This is a genomic window from Sphingopyxis sp. BE235 (assembly GCF_031457175.1).
In the GTDB taxonomy this organism is placed as follows: domain Bacteria; phylum Pseudomonadota; class Alphaproteobacteria; order Sphingomonadales; family Sphingomonadaceae; genus Sphingopyxis.
The window spans coordinates 794,997-812,226 of the sequence record NZ_JAVDWC010000001.1 but is presented as its reverse complement, the minus strand read 5'-3'; the positions used below and the strand labels follow the sequence as shown (position 1 = coordinate 812,226).

The 17,230-nt window shown below is 64.7% G+C and carries 16 protein-coding genes; 5 read left to right on the top strand and 11 right to left on the bottom strand.

Annotation, left to right across the window (positions count from 1 at the left end; translation table 11 throughout):
- Positions 1–3 precede the first annotated feature (3 nt).
- Positions 4–663, bottom strand: a complete 660-nt coding sequence (locus J2X38_RS03955) for a GntR family transcriptional regulator (protein WP_310251533.1) — start codon at positions 661–663, stop codon at positions 4–6.
- A gap of 186 nt (positions 664–849) precedes the next feature.
- Here J2X38_RS03955 and J2X38_RS03950 point away from each other — a divergent pair, with 186 nt between their 5' ends.
- The 3 genes from J2X38_RS03950 (at position 850) to J2X38_RS03940 (ending at position 4,694) form a co-directional block, all read left to right on the top strand.
- Positions 850–1,845, top strand: coding sequence for a membrane dipeptidase (locus J2X38_RS03950; protein ID WP_310251532.1), 996 nt, complete (start codon positions 850–852; stop codon positions 1,843–1,845).
- A 183-nt stretch (positions 1,846–2,028) separates the two neighbouring features.
- The gene (locus tag J2X38_RS03945) at positions 2,029–4,272 is read left to right on the top strand and encodes a TonB-dependent receptor domain-containing protein (protein ID WP_310251530.1); all 2,244 of its coding nucleotides are present in this window, start codon (positions 2,029–2,031) and stop codon (positions 4,270–4,272) included.
- Between the two features lie 83 nt (positions 4,273–4,355).
- Positions 4,356–4,694, top strand: coding sequence for a hypothetical protein (locus J2X38_RS03940; protein ID WP_310251527.1), 339 nt, complete (start codon positions 4,356–4,358; stop codon positions 4,692–4,694).
- A 184-nt stretch (positions 4,695–4,878) separates the two neighbouring features.
- Here the strand turns inward: J2X38_RS03940 and xth are convergent, their stop codons facing one another.
- The 7 genes from xth to J2X38_RS03905 all read right to left on the bottom strand — a co-directional run bounded on the left by xth (position 4,879) and on the right by J2X38_RS03905 (position 11,854).
- On the bottom strand, positions 4,879–5,649 hold the full coding sequence (xth, locus tag J2X38_RS03935; protein ID WP_310251525.1) for an exodeoxyribonuclease III: 771 nt from the start codon (positions 5,647–5,649) through the stop codon (positions 4,879–4,881).
- 39 nt (positions 5,650–5,688) lie between these two features.
- Entirely contained in the window at positions 5,689–6,030 is a 342-nt protein-coding gene (gene erpA / locus J2X38_RS03930; protein WP_310251523.1) for an iron-sulfur cluster insertion protein ErpA, read from the bottom strand.
- A gap of 93 nt (positions 6,031–6,123) precedes the next feature.
- A complete protein-coding gene (locus tag J2X38_RS03925; RefSeq protein WP_310251521.1) occupies positions 6,124–6,756 on the bottom strand; it encodes a M23 family metallopeptidase in 633 nt (210 codons plus the stop codon).
- A 186-nt stretch (positions 6,757–6,942) separates the two neighbouring features.
- Positions 6,943–7,734: a ferritin-like domain-containing protein gene (locus J2X38_RS03920; protein WP_310251518.1), complete on the bottom strand. Its 792-nt coding sequence runs from the start codon at positions 7,732–7,734 to the stop codon at positions 6,943–6,945.
- Position 7,735: 1 nt separating this feature from the next.
- Entirely contained in the window at positions 7,736–8,203 is a 468-nt protein-coding gene (locus tag J2X38_RS03915) for a peroxiredoxin (protein WP_310251516.1), read from the bottom strand.
- Positions 8,200–10,905 (bottom strand): bifunctional [glutamine synthetase] adenylyltransferase/[glutamine synthetase]-adenylyl-L-tyrosine phosphorylase, encoded by a 2,706-nt coding sequence (locus J2X38_RS03910; protein ID WP_310251513.1) that lies wholly within the window; start codon positions 10,903–10,905, stop codon positions 8,200–8,202. Before J2X38_RS03910 ends, J2X38_RS03915 begins: the two co-directional genes overlap by 4 nt.
- 154 nt (positions 10,906–11,059) lie before the next feature.
- Positions 11,060–11,854 carry a response regulator gene (locus J2X38_RS03905; protein WP_058536866.1) on the bottom strand — a complete coding sequence of 265 codons (795 nt, stop codon included), beginning with the start codon at positions 11,852–11,854 and terminating at the stop codon, positions 11,060–11,062.
- Positions 11,855–12,063: 209 nt separating this feature from the next.
- Here J2X38_RS03905 and J2X38_RS03900 point away from each other — a divergent pair, with 209 nt between their 5' ends.
- Complete coding sequence (locus J2X38_RS03900; RefSeq protein ID WP_156377358.1) at positions 12,064–12,234, top strand: NepR family anti-sigma factor; 171 nt, start codon at positions 12,064–12,066, stop codon at positions 12,232–12,234.
- A 3-nt stretch (positions 12,235–12,237) separates the two neighbouring features.
- Here the strand turns inward: J2X38_RS03900 and tgt are convergent, their stop codons facing one another.
- The 3 genes from tgt to J2X38_RS03885 form a co-directional block, all read right to left on the bottom strand.
- On the bottom strand, positions 12,238–13,362 hold the full coding sequence (tgt, locus tag J2X38_RS03895) for a tRNA guanosine(34) transglycosylase Tgt (protein ID WP_310251509.1): 1,125 nt from the start codon (positions 13,360–13,362) through the stop codon (positions 12,238–12,240).
- 189 nt (positions 13,363–13,551) lie between these two features.
- Positions 13,552–14,040 (bottom strand): hemerythrin domain-containing protein, encoded by a 489-nt coding sequence (locus J2X38_RS03890; protein ID WP_310251507.1) that lies wholly within the window; start codon positions 14,038–14,040, stop codon positions 13,552–13,554.
- A 61-nt stretch (positions 14,041–14,101) separates the two neighbouring features.
- Complete coding sequence (locus J2X38_RS03885; protein WP_310251506.1) at positions 14,102–16,288, bottom strand: EAL domain-containing protein; 2,187 nt, start codon at positions 16,286–16,288, stop codon at positions 14,102–14,104.
- Between the two features lie 222 nt (positions 16,289–16,510).
- On the opposite strand from J2X38_RS03885, the gene J2X38_RS03880 reads away from it, so the two are divergent.
- The gene (locus J2X38_RS03880; protein ID WP_310251504.1) at positions 16,511–17,173 is read left to right on the top strand and encodes a helix-turn-helix domain-containing protein; all 663 of its coding nucleotides are present in this window, start codon (positions 16,511–16,513) and stop codon (positions 17,171–17,173) included.
- Positions 17,174–17,230: the final 57 nt, after the last annotated feature.

The window sequence follows — 17,230 nt, the reverse complement described above, 5'->3', positions numbered from 1 at the left end:
ATATCAGCCCGCTTGTGCGTCGAGCATGCGCAGCAAACTGTTTTCGGCGCGCTGGATATGATCGCGGGTCAGCGCGACGGCCTGATTGACCGCGCCCTTGCGGCACATTTCCAGCAAACCGCCATGATCTTCCTTGGCATCGTCGATACCGCTCTCGAGCGTCAGCACGACACGCGTATAGCGGTCGGTGTTCACGAGCAGGCTGCGGACAATCTCGATCGTCCGCTTGCGTCCCGACGGCGTATAGAGCGCCAGATGATATTGGGTGTTGAGCTCACCCCAGCGATGCACGTCATAATTGTCGAGGTCCGAGGCATATTCGGCCAGCACCCCTTCGGCGACCGCGAAATCCTCTTCGGTCATGTTCGGAATCGCCGCGCGGATCAGTTCGGGTTCGAGCAGGGCGCGCAGCTCGAACAATTCGCGAATCTCGTCGTGCGACAAGGCGGTGACGAGATAGCCGCGGTGCGGATAGCTCGCGACCAGCCCTTCGGCCTCGAGACGCGACAGCGCCTCGCGGATGGGAATGCGGCTGGTCCCGAAATCCTCGGCCAGCGCGTCTTGCCGCACGGGCGTTCCGTCGGGGAGTTCTCCCGACAAAATGCGCCGCCGCAATGCGTCGGTGGCCGAATCGGCCACGGTCACGCGTCGGATTTTACCCATGGACCTTGTTGCGAGCGTTTGCGTCATATTTGCGATGCCCCGATCGGGTCGGGGGCACTCCTCTCAAATGGCATTCGGAAATTAGATACATAGTCTGCCCGATAGTTGCAATTGGATAAAATCTCCGATAGCCAGATTGCCAATCGACGGTGGCCCCGCCGGGCCGGCCAGATGATGGGAGCCAAGATGCGCACGGGTAGAGATGCAATCCGCGAACGGGTCGGAGACGCCGTGATATGGGACAATCACGCCTGCATGCCGCTGCGTCCCGACGACAACAGCTTCCTTCCCCAGCTCGAACGGGTCCATGACGCGGGCGTCGACACGATCACGCTCAACGTCGGCTTCGGGGATCAGGGCGTCGAGGAGCACGTCCGGATGCTGGGGGCCATCCGGACATGGCTGGGAGAAAGGGCCGGGCGCTATCTGCTGGCATCCGCCGCGCGGGACATTACGGCCGCCAAGGCGGCGGGCAAGCTGGCGGTCTGTTTCGACATCGAGGGGATGAACGCGCTCGGCGGGCAGCTCAGCATGATCGAGCTTTATTATGATCTTGGCGTGCGCTGGATGCTCGTCGCCTATAATCTCGCCAATATCGCGGGCGGCGGTTGCATGGAGGAAGACGGCGGGCTGACGCGATTCGGGCGCGATGCGGTGGCCGTAATGAACCGCGTGGGAATGGTGCCGTGCGGCACGCATACGGGCTACCGGACCGCGCGCGAGCTGATCGACGCCTCGTCGACCCCCGTCATATTCTCGCATTCCAATCCGCGGGCGATGTGGGATCATCCGCGCAATATTCCCGACACGCTGATGACGGCCTGCGCCGAACGCGGCGGCGTCATCGGGATCAACGGCATCGGCATTTTCCTCGGCCGCAATGACGCCCGCATCACCACCTTTGCCGATCATGTCGAATATGCGCTCGCGCTCGTCGGCGAGGATCATGTCGGGATCGCCCTCGACTATGTCTTCGACGATCAGGAGGTCGCGGCCTTCGCCGCTGCGAATCCGGCGATGTTCCCGTCGGAGGCGGGCTATGGCGCGGGCATGGCGATGATCGCGCCCTGGCAGATGGACGAAATCGTCGAGGAACTGGCGAAGCGCGGCATCGGCAGCGCGACCTTCGCAAAGCTGCTCGGCGGCAACCACCTGCGAATCGCGGGCGAAATTTGGCGATGAAGCGTCCGTCGTCGGCCGCGTGAGCGATTAGCCCGCCGGCCGCTCGCGCCAAAAAGCGCCTGTTCCCATGACCTTCGACGCCGGCAACCGCCCATTTCGCTTTGCCGATTGAAATTGGATAAAATCTATAATAGTCGAGAACCACTATCGGCGCTGCCGCCAGGGAAATGGAGAGAGGGATTTATGAGGAAATTGTCGAAGCGCACCGCGCTCCTGTTCACCACCGCCGCAATGGCGGTCGCGGCCGCGCCCGCCCGTGCGCAGGACGCAGCGCCGGACAGCGAAGCCGATGCCGGCGAGGCGACCGGCAACGAGATCGTCGTGACCGCGCGCAAGCGGACCGAAACCCTGCAGGATATCCCGTCCAGCATCGCCGCGCTCGGCGCCGAACAGCTCGGCAAGCTTGGCGCCGATTCGCTCGAGGAGTTCGCGGGCCAGACGCCGGGCCTGTCGCTGACCGGCAATCGCGCCAATTCGCAGATCGTTCTGCGCGGCGTGACCACCGGGCCGGTCAACCAGGACCAGGCCGAGATCAAGGAAACGGTCGGCCTCTATCTCGATGAATCGCCGATCGCGGTTCAGCGGTTCAGCCCGAACCTCAAGCTTTACGATCTCGATCGCGTCGAGGTGCTGCGCGGACCGCAGGGGACGCTCTATGGCGCGGGCTCGATGGCGGGCGCCATCCGCCTGATCACGCGCAAGCCCAACGCCGGCGTGTTCGAGGCGAGCGCCAAGGGCCAGCTCGCGCTGATCAACCACGGCGGCACCACCCGGACGATCGACGCGATGGTAAACATTCCCGTCGTGACCGACGTCTTCGCCGTCCGCGCGGTCGGCTTCTACAAGCATAACGCCGGTTTCATCGACAACGTCGTGACCGGCGAAAACAATGTGAACTCTGAAGTTAGCAAGGGCGGGCGCATCGCGGCGCGGATCACACCCGGGCCCGCGACGACGATCGACGCGCTGCTATCCTACCAGCACTCGCGCCACAATGCGCGCAGCGTCTATGCCGAGGAGGACGGCTATCTGAATACCACCGTCGCGGTGAACGAACCCTATGTCGACAAGAATCTGACCGCCGCGCTCACCGTGAATCAGGAATTCGATCCGTTCGACGTGACGCTGGTCGGTTCCTATCGCAACAAGAAGCTCGACTATCTGATCGAGACGGGCTCCTTCGTAAGCTTCGTCGCGCCGAATTACCGGAATCTTCCGCTCGGCGTGATCCGGAACAGCGCAGATCAGGAAGATTACAGCGCCGAACTGCGCCTCGCGTCGAAACCCAGCTCACCCGTGCAGTGGACGATCGGCGCCTTTTACGAGGACAAGTCGAACGCCTTCGCCCAGAATTTGACGGTTGCCGGCGTCGATGCGTCGGGCGGGTTCGACAGCACCGCCTTCGGCGCCGCGAAGGACCAGCTCTATGTGAGCGCGATCGACCTCAAGGAACGTCAATTGGCAATCTTCGGCGAGGTTGTCGTGCCGGTCGGCGACCATCTGAAGGCGACCGTCGGGGGCCGCTATTTCGACGCCAAACAGCGCTCGTCGGTCCGGTTCGGAGGCATTTTCGCCGATCCAAACATCGGTACCTTTCCGTTCCGCAACAAGGAAAGCGGCTTCAATCCGAAGTTCAACCTGTCCTATGAATTCGACCGCGATCACATGATCTACGCGCAGGCCGCGAAGGGCTTCCGCCTCGGCGGGACCAACGAGCCCGTGCCGGCAACCTCGTGCGCCGCCGATCTCGCCGCGCGCGGCCTCGCCAAGGCGCCCGACAGCTACAAGTCCGACAGCCTCTGGAACTATGAAGTCGGTGCGAAGACGAGCTGGCTGGACCGTGCGCTCACGGTGAACGTCTCGGCCTATCATATCGACTGGAAGAATCCGCAAGTCACGGCGCAGCTCGGCTGCGGTTTCAACATCTTCGTCAATGCCGGGGGCCTGAAGATCGACGGCGGCGAACTCGAAACCGTCATCCGCCCGACCGAAGGCCTCACCATCCGCGGCGGCTTTGGTTATACCAACAGCCGCCTCACCGAGGACCTTGCCTTCGTCAGCGGCCGCAAGGGAGACCATGCGCCCTTCGTCCCCAAATGGACGATGAGCGGATCGATCGACTATACCCACGACCTGAGCGATGATCTCGAAGGCTTCGTCTTCCTGAGCTATCAGGGCAATGATGTCCGCAACACGCGGTTCAACCCGACGCTGGCGGCCAACAGCCGGCTTCCCGCCTATGACATCATCAACGCCCGCGTCGGGGTGAATGCCGATCGATGGTCGCTCGAACTGTTCGTCGAGAATCTCGGCAACAGCCGGGGCCTGACGAACCGGAATTTCTATCCCTTCTCGCTCACGACGATGACCCAGATGGAGGTCGTTACGCCGCGAACGATCGGGATCGACGTCTCGGCGAAATTCTGATGCCCCGCGATACCCGCTCCTCGCCAGCGAGGGGCGGGTATTCTGCTTTTGGCCATATGCCCCATCCCCATGCGATTCCTCCCATGCCGTTTCCAGCATCGCAGATGATTGCCGTCCCCGCGGCAGCCGCTCCCCGCAAAATCACGCGCGACCGGTTTGAAATTCTCCGGGTGGAGGCCGAACCCAGTCCACATGTAATCCAACATGTTCTCGACATCGTTGCGAGGCACGGCATCTTTCCGTTCGCGATCATGGTGCAGCATCACGCTCTCTGGCAATTGATTGAAGCTGAAATCCCCGAATTGCCAGAATCTGGCGCTCGCACGCTGCTCCGCGACCTGCAACGGTCGGCGAATGTTCGCAGCGCCACTAGCCTCAGACCGAAGAGACGCGCCGAAATGTATCGCCCCCGGAAATTTTGAGCAAAGAATACGGCTGAACTTCGGTCAACTTTCGAAAAGTCGGATTTCATCAATAACGTCAGAGACATGGCACAAAGCCATCGTTTTCTTCGGCACCCTAGGGCTTCAAATGACAACCTCAAACGAATTATAACAAAGGTGTCCCCGCGAAGGCGGGAATGACGGAATTTAATGGATCCTGATCCTAGTCGAGGATGGCCCAGGTCGGCGCGTGGTCGCTCGCCTTTTCGCGGCCGCGATGGTCCTTGTCGACGCCCGCATCGACCAGCCGGTCGGCGAGCGCGGGGCTGAGCAGCAGGTGATCGATGCGAAAGCCATGGTCGCGCTGCCAGCCGCCCGCCTGATAGTCCCAGAAGGTCCAGATGCCGCCCGCCGGATGGCGGCTGCGGATCGCGTCGGTCCAGCCGTCGCCGAGCAGGCGGAACCAGGCATCGCGCGATTCGGGCTGCATCAGCGCGTCGGTCGCCATGACGCGCGGGTCCCACACATCGTCGTCGTGCGGGATGACGTTGTAATCGCCCGTGAGGATCGTCGGGATTTCGGAAGCGAGGAGGAATTTCGCGCGCTCGCGCAGCCGCGCCATCCAGCGCAGCTTGTAATCGAATTTCGGCCCCGGTTGCGGGTTGCCGTTGGGAAGATAGATCGACGCGACGCGGAGGCCGTGAACGTCGGCCTCCAGATAACGCGACTGTTCGTCCTCGGCCTCGCCCGCGAGCCCGCGCTGCGTCTCGACCGGCTGCGTGCCCTTCGCGAGGATCGCGACGCCGTTGAAACCCTTTTGCCCATGATAGAGGAAGCCGTATCCCGCCGCCTCGATCTCCTTGGTCGGCATCGTTTCGTCGCTCGATTTCAGTTCCTGCAGGCAGGCGATATCGGGCTGCGTTTCCTCGAGCCATTCGACGAGGCGCGGCAAACGGGCCTTGATCCCGTTGATATTGAAGGTCGCGATTTTCATGCCGCACCTATGGCAGCAAGCACGCAGCTTAGAAAGGCGTCAGATCGAGAAGCTCGACCCGCAACCGCAGCCCGAGGCGGCATTGGGGTTTTCGACCTTGAACGACGATCCGCCGAGCGAATCGACGAAATCGACGATGCAGCCGCGGACGAGGTCGATGCTGACCGGATCGACCACCAGCTTCACTCCGTCGGTTTCGGTGACGATGTCGTCGGCATCGATTTCTTCGGCAAGGCCGAAGCGATAGGTGAAGCCCGAACAGCCGCCGCCATCGACCGCGAGGCGCAGCGCGGCCTCAGCGTCGCCCTTGCGATCGGCGATCCAGCGGACGCGCGCCGCCGCGGCGGGCGAGAGGGTGATTTCGGAAAGCTGCGTGGCCATGATCGCTAGATAGGCGTCCTGTTCTCAAATAAAAAGGGCGCCTCGACGGTTAACCCGCCTGGCGCCCCTCCTCTCCGACCCAGGAAAGCTCTTTTATTCGGGACCGCCCATCGCGACATTCTTGCCGGTGATGGCGGCGATCGCCATCTGGTCCGAGCGAACGAACGGCATCGGATTGACCGGCGCGCCTTCGATGCGGACTTCATAATGGAGGTGGTTGCCGGTCGAACGGCCGGTCGAGCCGACGAAACCGAGGACATCGCCCTTTTTGACCGACTGGCCAGGGGTGACGACATAGGAAGACATGTGGCCGTAGCGCGTCTGGATGGCGTTGCCATGTTCGACTTCGACATAATTGCCGTAGCCGCCGAGGCGCTGGGCGCGGCCGACGATGCCGTCGGCGGTCGCGTAGATCGGGGTGCCGCGCGGCGCCGGAATGTCGATGCCGTTGTGGCGGGCGACCTTGCCGGTGACGGGGTGGACGCGCATGCCGTACGACGACGACAGCGACATCTGGTCGATCGGGCGGCGCGACGGCACCGCAACGCCGATCGAGGCGGTCAGGCCGGTGTCGAGACGCTTCCATGCCTGGAAAATCGCGCGGGCTTCGCTGTCTTCGCCGGTCGACGGAACGCCAGCGGTGAAGCTGTCGTCATCGGGTTCGTCGGGAGCGACAATGCCGGCGTCGGCGCTGGTTTCGGCAGCGTGGGCGGCCGGTGTGGCCAATCCGAAACATGCTGCCGCGCAGAATATTGCGACTTGGTGCAACTTCTGCGCCAGAAGAGTGTTGATCAAAACTACGACCCCGCATCTGCCATGTCGCCAAAGTCCGTAAAATGGGCCTTGGCGCCGGTGTTTCTTGGTTTGGATGATTGCTCATCCCCCGCGGAAGCCTGTGTGCTGCCCCAATCCTTACGAAGCAATAACAGCGTAGAATTCTTGCGTTAAACCGGCGTCGTGGCGCGCCGAGTCGTTGAACGGCGGCTTCAAACTGCCCCGAAACCGCGATTTCACTAGGGCGTGCCACGTTTCAACGACGTTGAATCCCCTTTCGTCGCACTTTTGCCGGAACCAGACTGTGCCCGCGCTCACATGGCGGATTTCATCGTTGTAAATACGCGATAAAATCCTTGCCGATGCCTCGTCGCCGACGGCACGGAAGCGCTCGACGGTTGACGGCGTGACGTCAAGTCCGCGCGCTTCGAGCACCATCGGCACGATCGCGAGCCGCGCCAGCACGTCATCCGCCGTATCCTGCGCCGATTCCCACAATCCGGCGTGCGCCGGCAGCGCACCATAATGGCTGCCCAGTGCACGCAAACGGCGGTCGAGCAAGGCGAAATGCATCGCCTCATCGGCGGCGACGCCGATCCAGTCGTCGACGAATTGGCGCGGGAATTCGCCGCCGAAGCGGCCCACCAGGTCGACCGCGAGGTCGATCGCGACGAATTCGATATGCGCGAGCGCGTGGAGCAGCGCGACACGCCCGCGTTCCGACCCGCCCTTGCCGCGCCGCGGCATCCGGTTGGGCGCGAGCAGCTCGGGCACGGCGGGCCACGCCGGCTCGTCGGGCATCGCTGTGTCACAGCGATGCGCAAGCTTTCCCTGCCGCCACGCCCGCGCCAGGCTGCGCGCCGCGCGGCGCTTGTCATGCGGGTCCGGCGTCAGCAGGACCGCGCGCGCGGCTTCACCCAAACTCCGCATGTCAGAGGGCTTTTGCCGCCTCCAGCACCGCGTCGGCATGGCCCTTCACGCGCACCTTGCGCCATTCTTTGACGAGCTTGCCGTCGGCGCCGAACAGGAAGGTCGAGCGCTCGATGCCCATATAGGTGCGGCCGTAATTCTGCTTTTCGACCCAGGTGCCGAACGCTTCGCACACTGCGCCATCTTCGTCGGAGGCGAGGCGGACGGTGAGGCCATATTTGTCGCGGAATTTGCAGAGTTTCGCCGGCGCATCGCGCGATACGGCGAGGATTTGCGCGTCCAGCTTCGCAAATTCGGGCGCGAGGCGGGTGAAATCCTGCGCTTCGACCGTGCAGCCGGGTGTGTCGGCCTTCGGATAGAAATAGACGATCAGCGGCGCGCCTTTCAGTCCGGCAAGGTCGATCGCCGCGCCATCGGCGTCGAGGAGTTTGACCGCGGGAATCGCATCGCCAATTTGGGGACCGCTCATTTTTCATTCTCCTGTCCGGGACGAATCGACGCCCACCAGTTCGCGATCTCCTGCCGCGCCGCATCGTGCGCGGCAAGCAGTTGCGGCCAGCCGGGCTCGCCGCACTGGCTCGCCACCAATTGCCGCGCCGCGGCCGTCGGCGGCTCGCCCTCGGGCGCGGTGAGGCGCAGCATCACGAGCATCCGCGCGAGCAGCCCGTGCGCGTCGACCACCTCGGGCGGGACGAGCCCCGCCGCCTTCATGCAGCCAAGCGCCGCCGAGATGTTCGGATCGTGGCACTGGCCGCTGACGAGCTGCGTCACCTGCATCGCGAATTCGAGGTCGACGAGCCCGCCCGGCCCACCCTTGATGTCGAGCGCGCCGTTGGCGGGTTTGTGCGCCGCGATCTTGCGGCGCATCTCCGCCGCGTCGGCAGCGAGTTTTGCCGGGTCGCGCGGGATCGCAAGCAGATCGTCGATGATGCGCTGCACCTCCGCTTTCGCCGCATCCGAACCGTACACCGGCCGCGCGCGGAGCAGCGCCATATGCTCCCACGTCCACGCTTCCTCGCGCTGGTAGCGTTCGAAGCTGTCGACCGTCACGACGAGCGGCCCCTGTGCGCCCTGCGGGCGTAGCCGCGTGTCGACGTCGTAGAGCTTGCCCGCCGCGGTCGGCACCGACATCGCGCCGGTCACGCGCTGCGCGAGGCGGTTGTAATAGGTCGTCGCGCCGAGCGGGCGCGGCCCGTCGGATTCGGCGAGATGATCACCGGTAAAGAGATAGATGAGATCGAGGTCCGACGCATGCGTCAGCGCCCTGCCCCCGAGCCGCCCGAGCGCGAGCACGACAAGCTCGCTGTCGGGGACGCGACCGTGCGCCGCGACGAATTCGGTGACCGTCGCGTCGGCGAGCACCTGCAGCGCCGCCTCGGCAAGCTCCGAATAACCGCACGCGATCACCAGCGGGTCGGTCGCCCCCGCGACGAGCTGCGCGCCATAGGCGAAACGCCGTTCGCCGACATGGTCGCGTACCCGGTCGAGCAGCCGCTCATAATCGAGCGCAGCTAGCCCCGGCCGCCATTCTGCCGCCAGCTGCTCCTTGTTCGCCGGCGCATCGAAGGCGCGCTGGTCGATTAGCCCCTCGATCAGCTGGGCGCGTGTGCCGAGCGCGTCGGCGAGCGTCGGTGCGAGTGACAATATCCGCGTTGCGATGCGCGCCAGCGCCGGCTGCGCAGCGAGCAGGTGGAAGAAATTGATCGCGCTCGGCAGCCCCGCGACGAGCTTGTCGAAACGTGTCAGTGTCGCCTGCGGATCGGGCGCCGCGCCCAGCGCCTTGACCAGTTCGGGCAACATCGTCTCGAGCGCATCGAGTGCCGCCGGGCTGCGCAGCGCGCGCAGCTTCCCGCCGCGCCATTCGGCGATCGTGCGCAGCGCGGCGTCGGGCGGGTCGAACCCCGCCGCGACCAATTGCACCGCGAGACTGTCCTCGTCGCGCGGCAGTCCGGTGGTCACTGCGCGTTCGGCGACGAGCCGGTCGTAGCAGCTGCCCACGTCAGTCACGACGGGTTCGAGCATTGCCAGCAGCGCCGCACCATCGGGCTCGCCGTCGAGCCGCGCGACGCAGTCGAGCGCCGCTTCTTGGGTGGGCAGGCAATGGGTCTGCTGGTCCTCGATCATCTGGAGTCGGTGTTCGATCCTGCGCAGCGTCGCATAGTGGCCCGACAGGCGATTAGCGTCGTCCAGCTCGATCCGCCCCGCCGTCGCAAGTGCTGCGAGCGCGTCGACGGTCGCCTTAACGCGCAGCGAGGGATCGCGCCCGCCATAGATGAGCTGATGGACCTGCGCGAAAAATTCGATCTCACGGATCCCCCCGCGTCCGCGCTTCAGGTCGAACCCCGGCCCGAACGCCTGTCCCTGCGCAAAATGGTCGCGGATCCGGTCGCTCATCGCGCCGATTTCCTTGAGTTGCCGGAAATCGAGGCTGCGGCGCCAGATGAACGGCTGGATCGCCGACAGGAATTGCTCGCCGAGCGCGCGGTCGCCCGCCGATGCGCGGCTGCGGATGAACGCCGCCTGCTCCCACGCGAGCGCCTCGGATTCATAATAGGAGATCGCCGCGTCCACCGGCAGCACGATCGGCGTCACCTCGGGATGCGGACGGAGGCGGAGGTCGACGCGCAGCACATGGCCATCGCCGGTGCGCGCCGACAAGATTTCAGTCATCCGCCGCGCGATCCGCACCGCGGCCTCGCCCGGATCGTCGCGCTGGCGGCGCGGCAGCGTTTCGGGATCGAAAATCAGGATCGGGTCGATGTCCGACGAGTAATTGAGCTCGTAACTGCCAAGCTTGCCGAGCGCGATCACTGCGAGGCCGCGCGGCTCCTCGCCGGGCACACGTTCGGCGAAAGCCGCCGCGAGCGCCGCATCGCACGCTGCATCAGCGAAGTCCGACAGCAGCCGCGTCGTCGTCGCCACATCATGCTCGCCCGACAAATCGCCGAGCGCGAGCAGCAGCGCCATCCGCCCGCGCCACTGGCGCAGCGTGCGCATGATATCGTCATCGACGGGCGGGGCGGCGACGGCCGCGAGCGCGGCATCGGTGCCATCATTCAAATATCGCGCAACGTCGTCGGGGTAGAGTTCGGCGAGCCGCGCGAGGAAGGGCGCGTGCGTACCAAGCCGGTCGAGCGCCGACTGGCGGCGGGAAGCGTCGGTGACAGTCATCGGTGGTGGCTATCGCTTGCGATGCAGTATGAGGCAAGGCGGTTCAGGGGAATCCGTCGCCCCCGCGAAGGCGGGGGCCGCCGGCATCCTTACTCAGCGTCTCCGTACAAGCCGACAGCGGCCCCCGCCTTCGCGGGGGCGACGTTTTTTTTTCTCAGGCCGGAATCGTCGATTCGTCGAAGAACAGCACCTGCGAGATCGCCGCGCGCAGCGTCGCGGGCTGATACGGCTTGGTGAGCAGGAAGGCGGGCTCGGGCCGGTCGCCGGTGAGCAGCCGTTCGGGGAAGGCGGTGATGAAGATGACGGGCACCTTCACTTCGGTCAGGATTTCCTGCACCGCCTCGATCCCCGAGCTGTTGTCGGCGAGCTGGATGTCGGCGAGCACGAGGCCCGGCTGATGCTTCTGCGCTTCGTCGACCGCCTCGCGGTGCGTCGTCGCGACGCCGACGACGTCGTGGCCGAGTTCGCGGACGATCATTTCGATGTCCATCGCGATGATCGGCTCGTCCTCGATGATCAGGATGCGCGCGCGCGTCTGGCGGTCGATCTCGTCGGTCGCGTCCGAAATCAACGTGCGCACCGCCTCGGCGTCGCGGCCGATGATCCGTCCGGTGTCCTCGAAGCTGAAACCCTCGACCGCGGTGAGGAGCAGCGCCTGCCGCGCGAGCGACGGAATCCGGCGCAGACGGGCATCGGCAATCGCGATATCGGACAGCGCGCCGTCGTCGGCCGCGGTCGCCTGTTCGGTCATCAGCCCGAAATTGTCATGCACCAACCGGTAAAGCTGAATCCGCAAATCGGCGCCGGTATCGACCGCGCCGGGGTTCGCGACGAGCGTTTCGAGCAACCGCGCAACCAGTGCATCGCCGCTTTGCTGGCTCCCGGAAATGGACCGGCCATAGCGCCGCAGATAGGGAAGATGCGGCGCAACCGACTGACCCAATGACATATTTTACCTCCTGATAGCCGCACATATTTTGGCGGACGCGTCCGGAAAAGGGACAAACGCCCGTGCTTCCCCCGCACCATCCGATATATTTCAACCTTTGGGAACGATTTAGCCGCAAAATAGTTTCATCGGGAAGGAACAAACGCGCCATTGCGCTTTGGTGTACGCGCGGTTAGCAAAAGGTCCCATGTCCAGCGGATACCTCGATAATGTCGTCTAAAACCGGTTCGCCACGCAGCGAGACCTCCGGAAAGGACGCGGATAAAAAACCTTCCGCCAAGGGGCAGGACGTTAACGGCGCCCTGCGCCGCGCCTATGAGTCCACCGTCGACGAAGATATTCCGCAGTCGTTGCTCGACCTGCTCGGCAAACTCGACTGATTTTCAGCGCCGGTAACGCGCGTCGAAATCGCTTTGAAACGACGCGAAACGGCCCGCGGCGATCGCGTCGCGCATATCCTGCATCAGATCCTGATAATAATGCAGATTATGCTGCGTCATCAGCATCGCGCCGAGCATCTCGCCCGAGCGCACGAGGTGGTGCAGATAGGCGCGCGACCAGGTCGTGCACACCGGGCAGCGGCAATCGCCATCGAGCGGCGCCGGATCCTCCGCGAATTTCGCATTACGGATGTTGATCGGGCCGTCGCGGGTGAACGCCTGTCCGTTGCGCCCCGACCGCGTCGGCAGCACGCAATCGAACATATCGACCCCGCGCGCGACCGCGCCGACGAGGTCGTCGGGCTTGCCGACCCCCATCAGGTAACGCGGCTTGTCGGCGGGTAGCTGTCCCGGCGCATAGTCGAGCACCCCGAACATCGCCTCCTGACCTTCGCCGACGGCCAGCCCGCCGATCGCATAGCCGTCGAAACCGATGTCGGTCAGCGCCGCCGCCGAACGCGCGCGCAGCGTCGCGTCGAGCGAGCCCTGCTGGATGCCGAACAGCGCCGAACGCGCGGCATGCTCCTCGCCCGCGTCGAAGCCGGCGCGGCTGCGCGCCGCCCAGCGCATCGATCGCTCCATGCTCGCCTCGGCGCGCTTGCCATCGACGCCGTTCGGCGGGCATTCGTCGAACGCCATCACGATGTCGCTGCCGAGCAGGCGCTGGATTTCCATCGATCGCTCGGGGGTGAGCATGTGGCGCGAGCCGTCGAGGTGGCTCTTGAACGCAACGCCCTCCTCGCTTTGCTTGGTCAGCGCCGACAGGCTCATCACCTGATAGCCGCCGCTGTCGGTCAGGATCGGACGGTCCCAGCCCATGAAATTGTGAAGCCCGCCGAGCCGCGCCATGCGCTCGGCGGTCGGGCGCAGCATCAGGTGATAGGTATTGCCAAGGATGATGTCGGCGCCGGTCGCGCGAACCTCGGCGGGGCGCATCGCCTTCACCGTCGCCGCGGTGCCCACGGGCATGAAGGCGGGGGTGCGAATCTCGCCGCGCTGCATCCGGATCACGCCCGTGCGCGCGGCGCCGTCGGTCGCGGCGATCGAAAAGGCGAATCTGTCGGTCATGGCGCGCGCCTATGGCGGGGGGAGCGCGAAAAGTCGAGGCCGCGAGAATCCTCCCTGCGGCGAAGCCACGGGGAGGTGGCCGCGCGAAGCGCTGACGGAGGGGCCGGTGAGTGAGGGTGCCGCCCCTCCACCACTCGCTGCGCGAGCGGTCCCCCTCCCCACGGCTTCGCCGCAGGGAGGATCAAGCCGTCAGGCTTTCGCGTGCTCGCTCGACGGTTCGTCCTCGGCCGCCTTTGCCTTTTCCTTCGGCTTTTCCTTCTCGAATATCTTGATGAGCTCGCGCTTCTTCGCGTCCGACAGCCCCTTTTCGGCCTGCGGGAACATCTCTTCCTCCTCCTCGTCGATATGGTGGAGGTAACGTTCCTTCATCGTGCGAAATCGCGTGAGCCAGCCGGTCGAGGAAAAGTCCATCTCGTAAAGTTCGGTCAGAAAATCCTCGATCTCCTTATGCTCGGCGACGCTGTGCTGCGCTTCGTCGCGGAGATCGGGGTTCGCGAGCATCGTCGCATAAAGCGACATTTCCTCCGACGCCGCATGCGCGGTCACCTCGACGCGGAAGGCTTCGAACAGATAGCGTCGCTCGTCGCTGTCGCCCTGCGTTTCATCGATGCGGGCGAGAAGCTCGCGATGGCGGTCGTGGTCGGCCTTCAGTCGCGCAAAGATTTTGGTCTCGGTCATGTCGGTCTCCGTCGGTGGGCGGTCGGAGAGAGAACGGGTCAACCCAGCGAGGGTTCCGGCCTCAGGCCGCCTTCCAGTCGCTCGTCGTCGTGAAAGACGGCAGCGCCAGCGCCGCAGTCGATTGCGTCGCGGCGGCGATCAGATAGGGCGAAACGCGGTGACGCGTGCAGAGCCCGCCATTGCCGTCGCTGACCATCGTCTGTTCGAATTCGACCCCCTGCTGGTGCCTCATCGAACGGCGGACGATCGCGGTGACGAGCTGCCCTTCGCCGAAATCGATCACGAAGCGTGTGCCAACGGGGACATCGAGCAACCCCTCGATGAAGGCGCCGGTCGCCGACAGGTTGCGGATCACGACGGCATAGCGGTGGTTGTCATGGATCGCGCCCACTTTGCGGAACAGCGAGAAGCGGTCGTTGCGCTGGCGCGCCGGGCCCGCCGGCTTGATCGTCCACGTCCCCTCGGCATGATCGAGCAGCTCGGCCTGCGGCACCGCCCTGCTATAGACATAGCCCTGGACATGGCTGACGTTGAGCTTGCGGATGAGTTCGAGCTGGTCGAGCGATTCGATGCCTTCGGCGGTCGTTTCCATCTCGAGCGCCTCGGCGAGTGCGACGATCGCGGCGATGATCGCGCCGTTGCGCGACCCCGGGATCGTCGCGTCGCGGACAAAGCTCTGATCGATCTTGATCTTGTCGAACGGCGCGGATTGCAGATAGGCGAGCGACGAATAGCCGGTGCCGAAATCGTCGAGCGCCAGGCGAACCCCCAGCGCCTTCAGCGCCTTGAACATCCGCGCGGTCTCGGCGGTATCGCCCAGGAACACGCTTTCGGTGATTTCCAGTTCGAGCCGACCCGGCGCAAGCCCGGTCGCGCCAAGCGCCTTGGCGACGACTTTCGGCAAGTCGGCATTCGCGAACTGGATCGGCGAGACGTTGACGGCCACCCGCATGTCGCCCGGCCAGTTCGCCGCATCTTCGCACGCCGTGCGCAGCACCCACTCGCCGAGCGCCCAGATCAGGCCGGCTTCCTCGGCGATCGGAATGAATACGGAAGGAGAGATCACGCCGCGTTCGGGATGGGCCCAGCGGATCAGCGCCTCGACCCCGCTCACCATGTTCGATTTGGAATGGACGACCGGCTGATAAACCAGCGCCATCTCGCCGCGCACCAGCGCGTCGCGCAGATCGTCCTCGAGCGCGCGGCGATCCTCCGCCGCGGTGTGGAGGTCGCTCGAATAAAAGGCGAACCGCCCGCGGCCGTTCCCTTTTGCCGCATAGAGCGCAAGATCGGCGTTGCGGACGAGGTCGTCGCTGCTCAAGCCGTCGAAGGGCGCGATCGCGACGCCCACCGACACGCCGATGATGCAGCGGCTGCCCTCGACCGAATAGGGCTGCGACAGGCTGGCGATGATGTCGGCGGCCATGTCGCCCAGCTTGCCGCGATCTTCGATGTCGGGAAGGATGATCTGGAATTCGTCGCCGCCAAGACGGCTGACCATCTCCTTGTCGCCGACGATCTTGAGCAGACGTTCGGCGACCTGTTTGAGCAGCGCATCGCCCGCCGGATGGCCGAGCGTGTCGTTGACCTGCTTGAAGCGGTCGAGGTCGAGCAGCATGATCGCGCACGAACGTTGCTGCTGCGCAAAGGCCGCGAGCGTTGTGTCGAGCTTTTTCGAAATGGCGAAGCGGTTGGCGAGCCCGGTCAGCGAGTCATAGAGCGCAAGCCGCGAGGCGTCCTCGGCCGAGCGGCGCTGCGCGGTCACATCGGCCCCGCTGCCGCGATAGCCGGTGAACTTGCCGCCGCCGTCGAACTGCGGCCGGCCCGAGATCGCCCACCAGCGGTCGTCGCCTTCGAACGCACTGCGCAGCGGCAGCTTGTCGAATTTCGATTGTTTGGTGAGGAGGAAAGGCAGGGTGCGCTGGCGCTCGCCATGGCTGTCGACGGGCAGGAACAGGTCGGTGAAAACGGTGCCGAGCAGCGCGCCGGCCGTTCGCCCCATCAATCGCGCCACCGAATCGGTGATATAGGTCAGCCGGCCCTTGGCGTCGGTCGACCAGAACCAGCCCTGGCCGCTTTCCTCGTAATTCTGGAGCAGCAGCAGCGCTTCGTGGGTGTGCAGGTTCGCCGCGGTATCGCCGCGCTGCTTGCCGATACGCGAGCCGATCAAGCCGAAAAAGCCGCGCTGGCCTTCATCGGCTTCGTCATCCCTCCGATCGCCCGAATCGATCCGCGATGGACTGTCCATCAAACAAACTCTTCAGCTGGTCCCCACACGCCCGCTGCTATGCCGACAAGGAATTGCGATAGTGTAAATATCTAAGGGTTTTCCGGAAACCGTGCCGTTTGAGGACGTTGCCGGCATCGCGCGCCCGCGGCGCGGGGCGGCCCTCGTGACTTTCGGGCGCCCTGCCCTATTAACCGTTCGGCGAAGCCAAATGTTAATATCGGGCTCGCGATGGATGCGCGCATGGCGATGACTGTGTATCTCGACAACACGCCGCGATCGGCCGGAAATGGCCGTGCGTCGCGCCGGCAATTGCGGCTTCCGCTCCACGGGTCGAAGGCGGCGGGCGCCGAAATCGAGGCGCTGGTCCACAATATTTCGGCCACAGGCATGCTCGTCGAAAGCAAAGTGCCGCTCGCGATCGGCGAGATCGTCGAGGTCAATCTGCCGCACAGCGGCAAAACCGCCACCCGCGTGATCTGGACCAGCGGCGGCATCGCGGGATGCCAGTTCGAAATACCGATCTCGCCCGCGACGCTCAGCGCCGCGCAGCTGCGAAGCGTGGTAGGCGTCGACGCGCCCGCGCCCGACCACCAGCCCGCCCCTGCGGAAAGCTTCGGCGTCCGCCTGCAGCGGCTGCGAACGGCAAAGGAGCTGACTCAAGGGCAGCTCGCCGCCCATTTGGGGGTCAGCGAACCGTCGATTTCCGCCTGGGAGCTCGACAAGGCGCGGCCCAAAGCCGGCCGGATGGAAGCCTTGTCGCTCGCGCTCGGCGTCGAAATCGCCGAACTCCTCGGCATTGACGAGGCCGAAAATCTGAACGAGCTGGTCGCGAAAGCCAAGGCGCAAATCGCCAAGGCGGCCGGCGTCAGCCCGGGCAGCATCAAGTTCACGATCGAGATGTGACCCGCCGGTCGCGCAACGCAAAACCCTCCGACGTCGCCGGAGGGTTTTGTGTTTGGC

Excerpts from the sequence above, each read along its gene's own strand:
- J2X38_RS03955 (WP_310251533.1), bottom strand. The coding sequence starts at position 663 with ATGGGTAAAATCCGACGCGTGACCGTGGCCGATTCGGCCACCGACGCA.
- J2X38_RS03950 (WP_310251532.1), top strand. The coding sequence starts at position 850 with ATGCGCACGGGTAGAGATGCAATCCGCGAACGGGTCGGAGACGCCGTG.
- J2X38_RS03945 (WP_310251530.1), top strand. The coding sequence starts at position 2,029 with ATGAGGAAATTGTCGAAGCGCACCGCGCTCCTGTTCACCACCGCCGCA.
- J2X38_RS03940 (WP_310251527.1), top strand. The coding sequence starts at position 4,356 with ATGCCGTTTCCAGCATCGCAGATGATTGCCGTCCCCGCGGCAGCCGCT.
- xth (WP_310251525.1), bottom strand. The coding sequence starts at position 5,649 with ATGAAAATCGCGACCTTCAATATCAACGGGATCAAGGCCCGTTTGCCG.
- erpA (WP_310251523.1), bottom strand. The coding sequence starts at position 6,030 with ATGGCCACGCAGCTTTCCGAAATCACCCTCTCGCCCGCCGCGGCGGCG.
- J2X38_RS03920 (WP_310251518.1), bottom strand. The coding sequence starts at position 7,734 with ATGCGGAGTTTGGGTGAAGCCGCGCGCGCGGTCCTGCTGACGCCGGAC.
- J2X38_RS03915 (WP_310251516.1), bottom strand. The coding sequence starts at position 8,203 with ATGAGCGGTCCCCAAATTGGCGATGCGATTCCCGCGGTCAAACTCCTC.
- J2X38_RS03910 (WP_310251513.1), bottom strand. The coding sequence starts at position 10,905 with ATGACTGTCACCGACGCTTCCCGCCGCCAGTCGGCGCTCGACCGGCTT.
- J2X38_RS03905 (WP_058536866.1), bottom strand. The coding sequence starts at position 11,854 with ATGTCATTGGGTCAGTCGGTTGCGCCGCATCTTCCCTATCTGCGGCGC.
- J2X38_RS03900 (WP_156377358.1), top strand. The coding sequence starts at position 12,064 with ATGTCGTCTAAAACCGGTTCGCCACGCAGCGAGACCTCCGGAAAGGAC.
- tgt (WP_310251509.1), bottom strand. The coding sequence starts at position 13,362 with ATGACCGACAGATTCGCCTTTTCGATCGCCGCGACCGACGGCGCCGCG.
- J2X38_RS03890 (WP_310251507.1), bottom strand. The coding sequence starts at position 14,040 with ATGACCGAGACCAAAATCTTTGCGCGACTGAAGGCCGACCACGACCGC.
- J2X38_RS03885 (WP_310251506.1), bottom strand. The coding sequence starts at position 16,288 with ATGGACAGTCCATCGCGGATCGATTCGGGCGATCGGAGGGATGACGAA.
- J2X38_RS03880 (WP_310251504.1), top strand. The coding sequence starts at position 16,511 with ATGGCGATGACTGTGTATCTCGACAACACGCCGCGATCGGCCGGAAAT.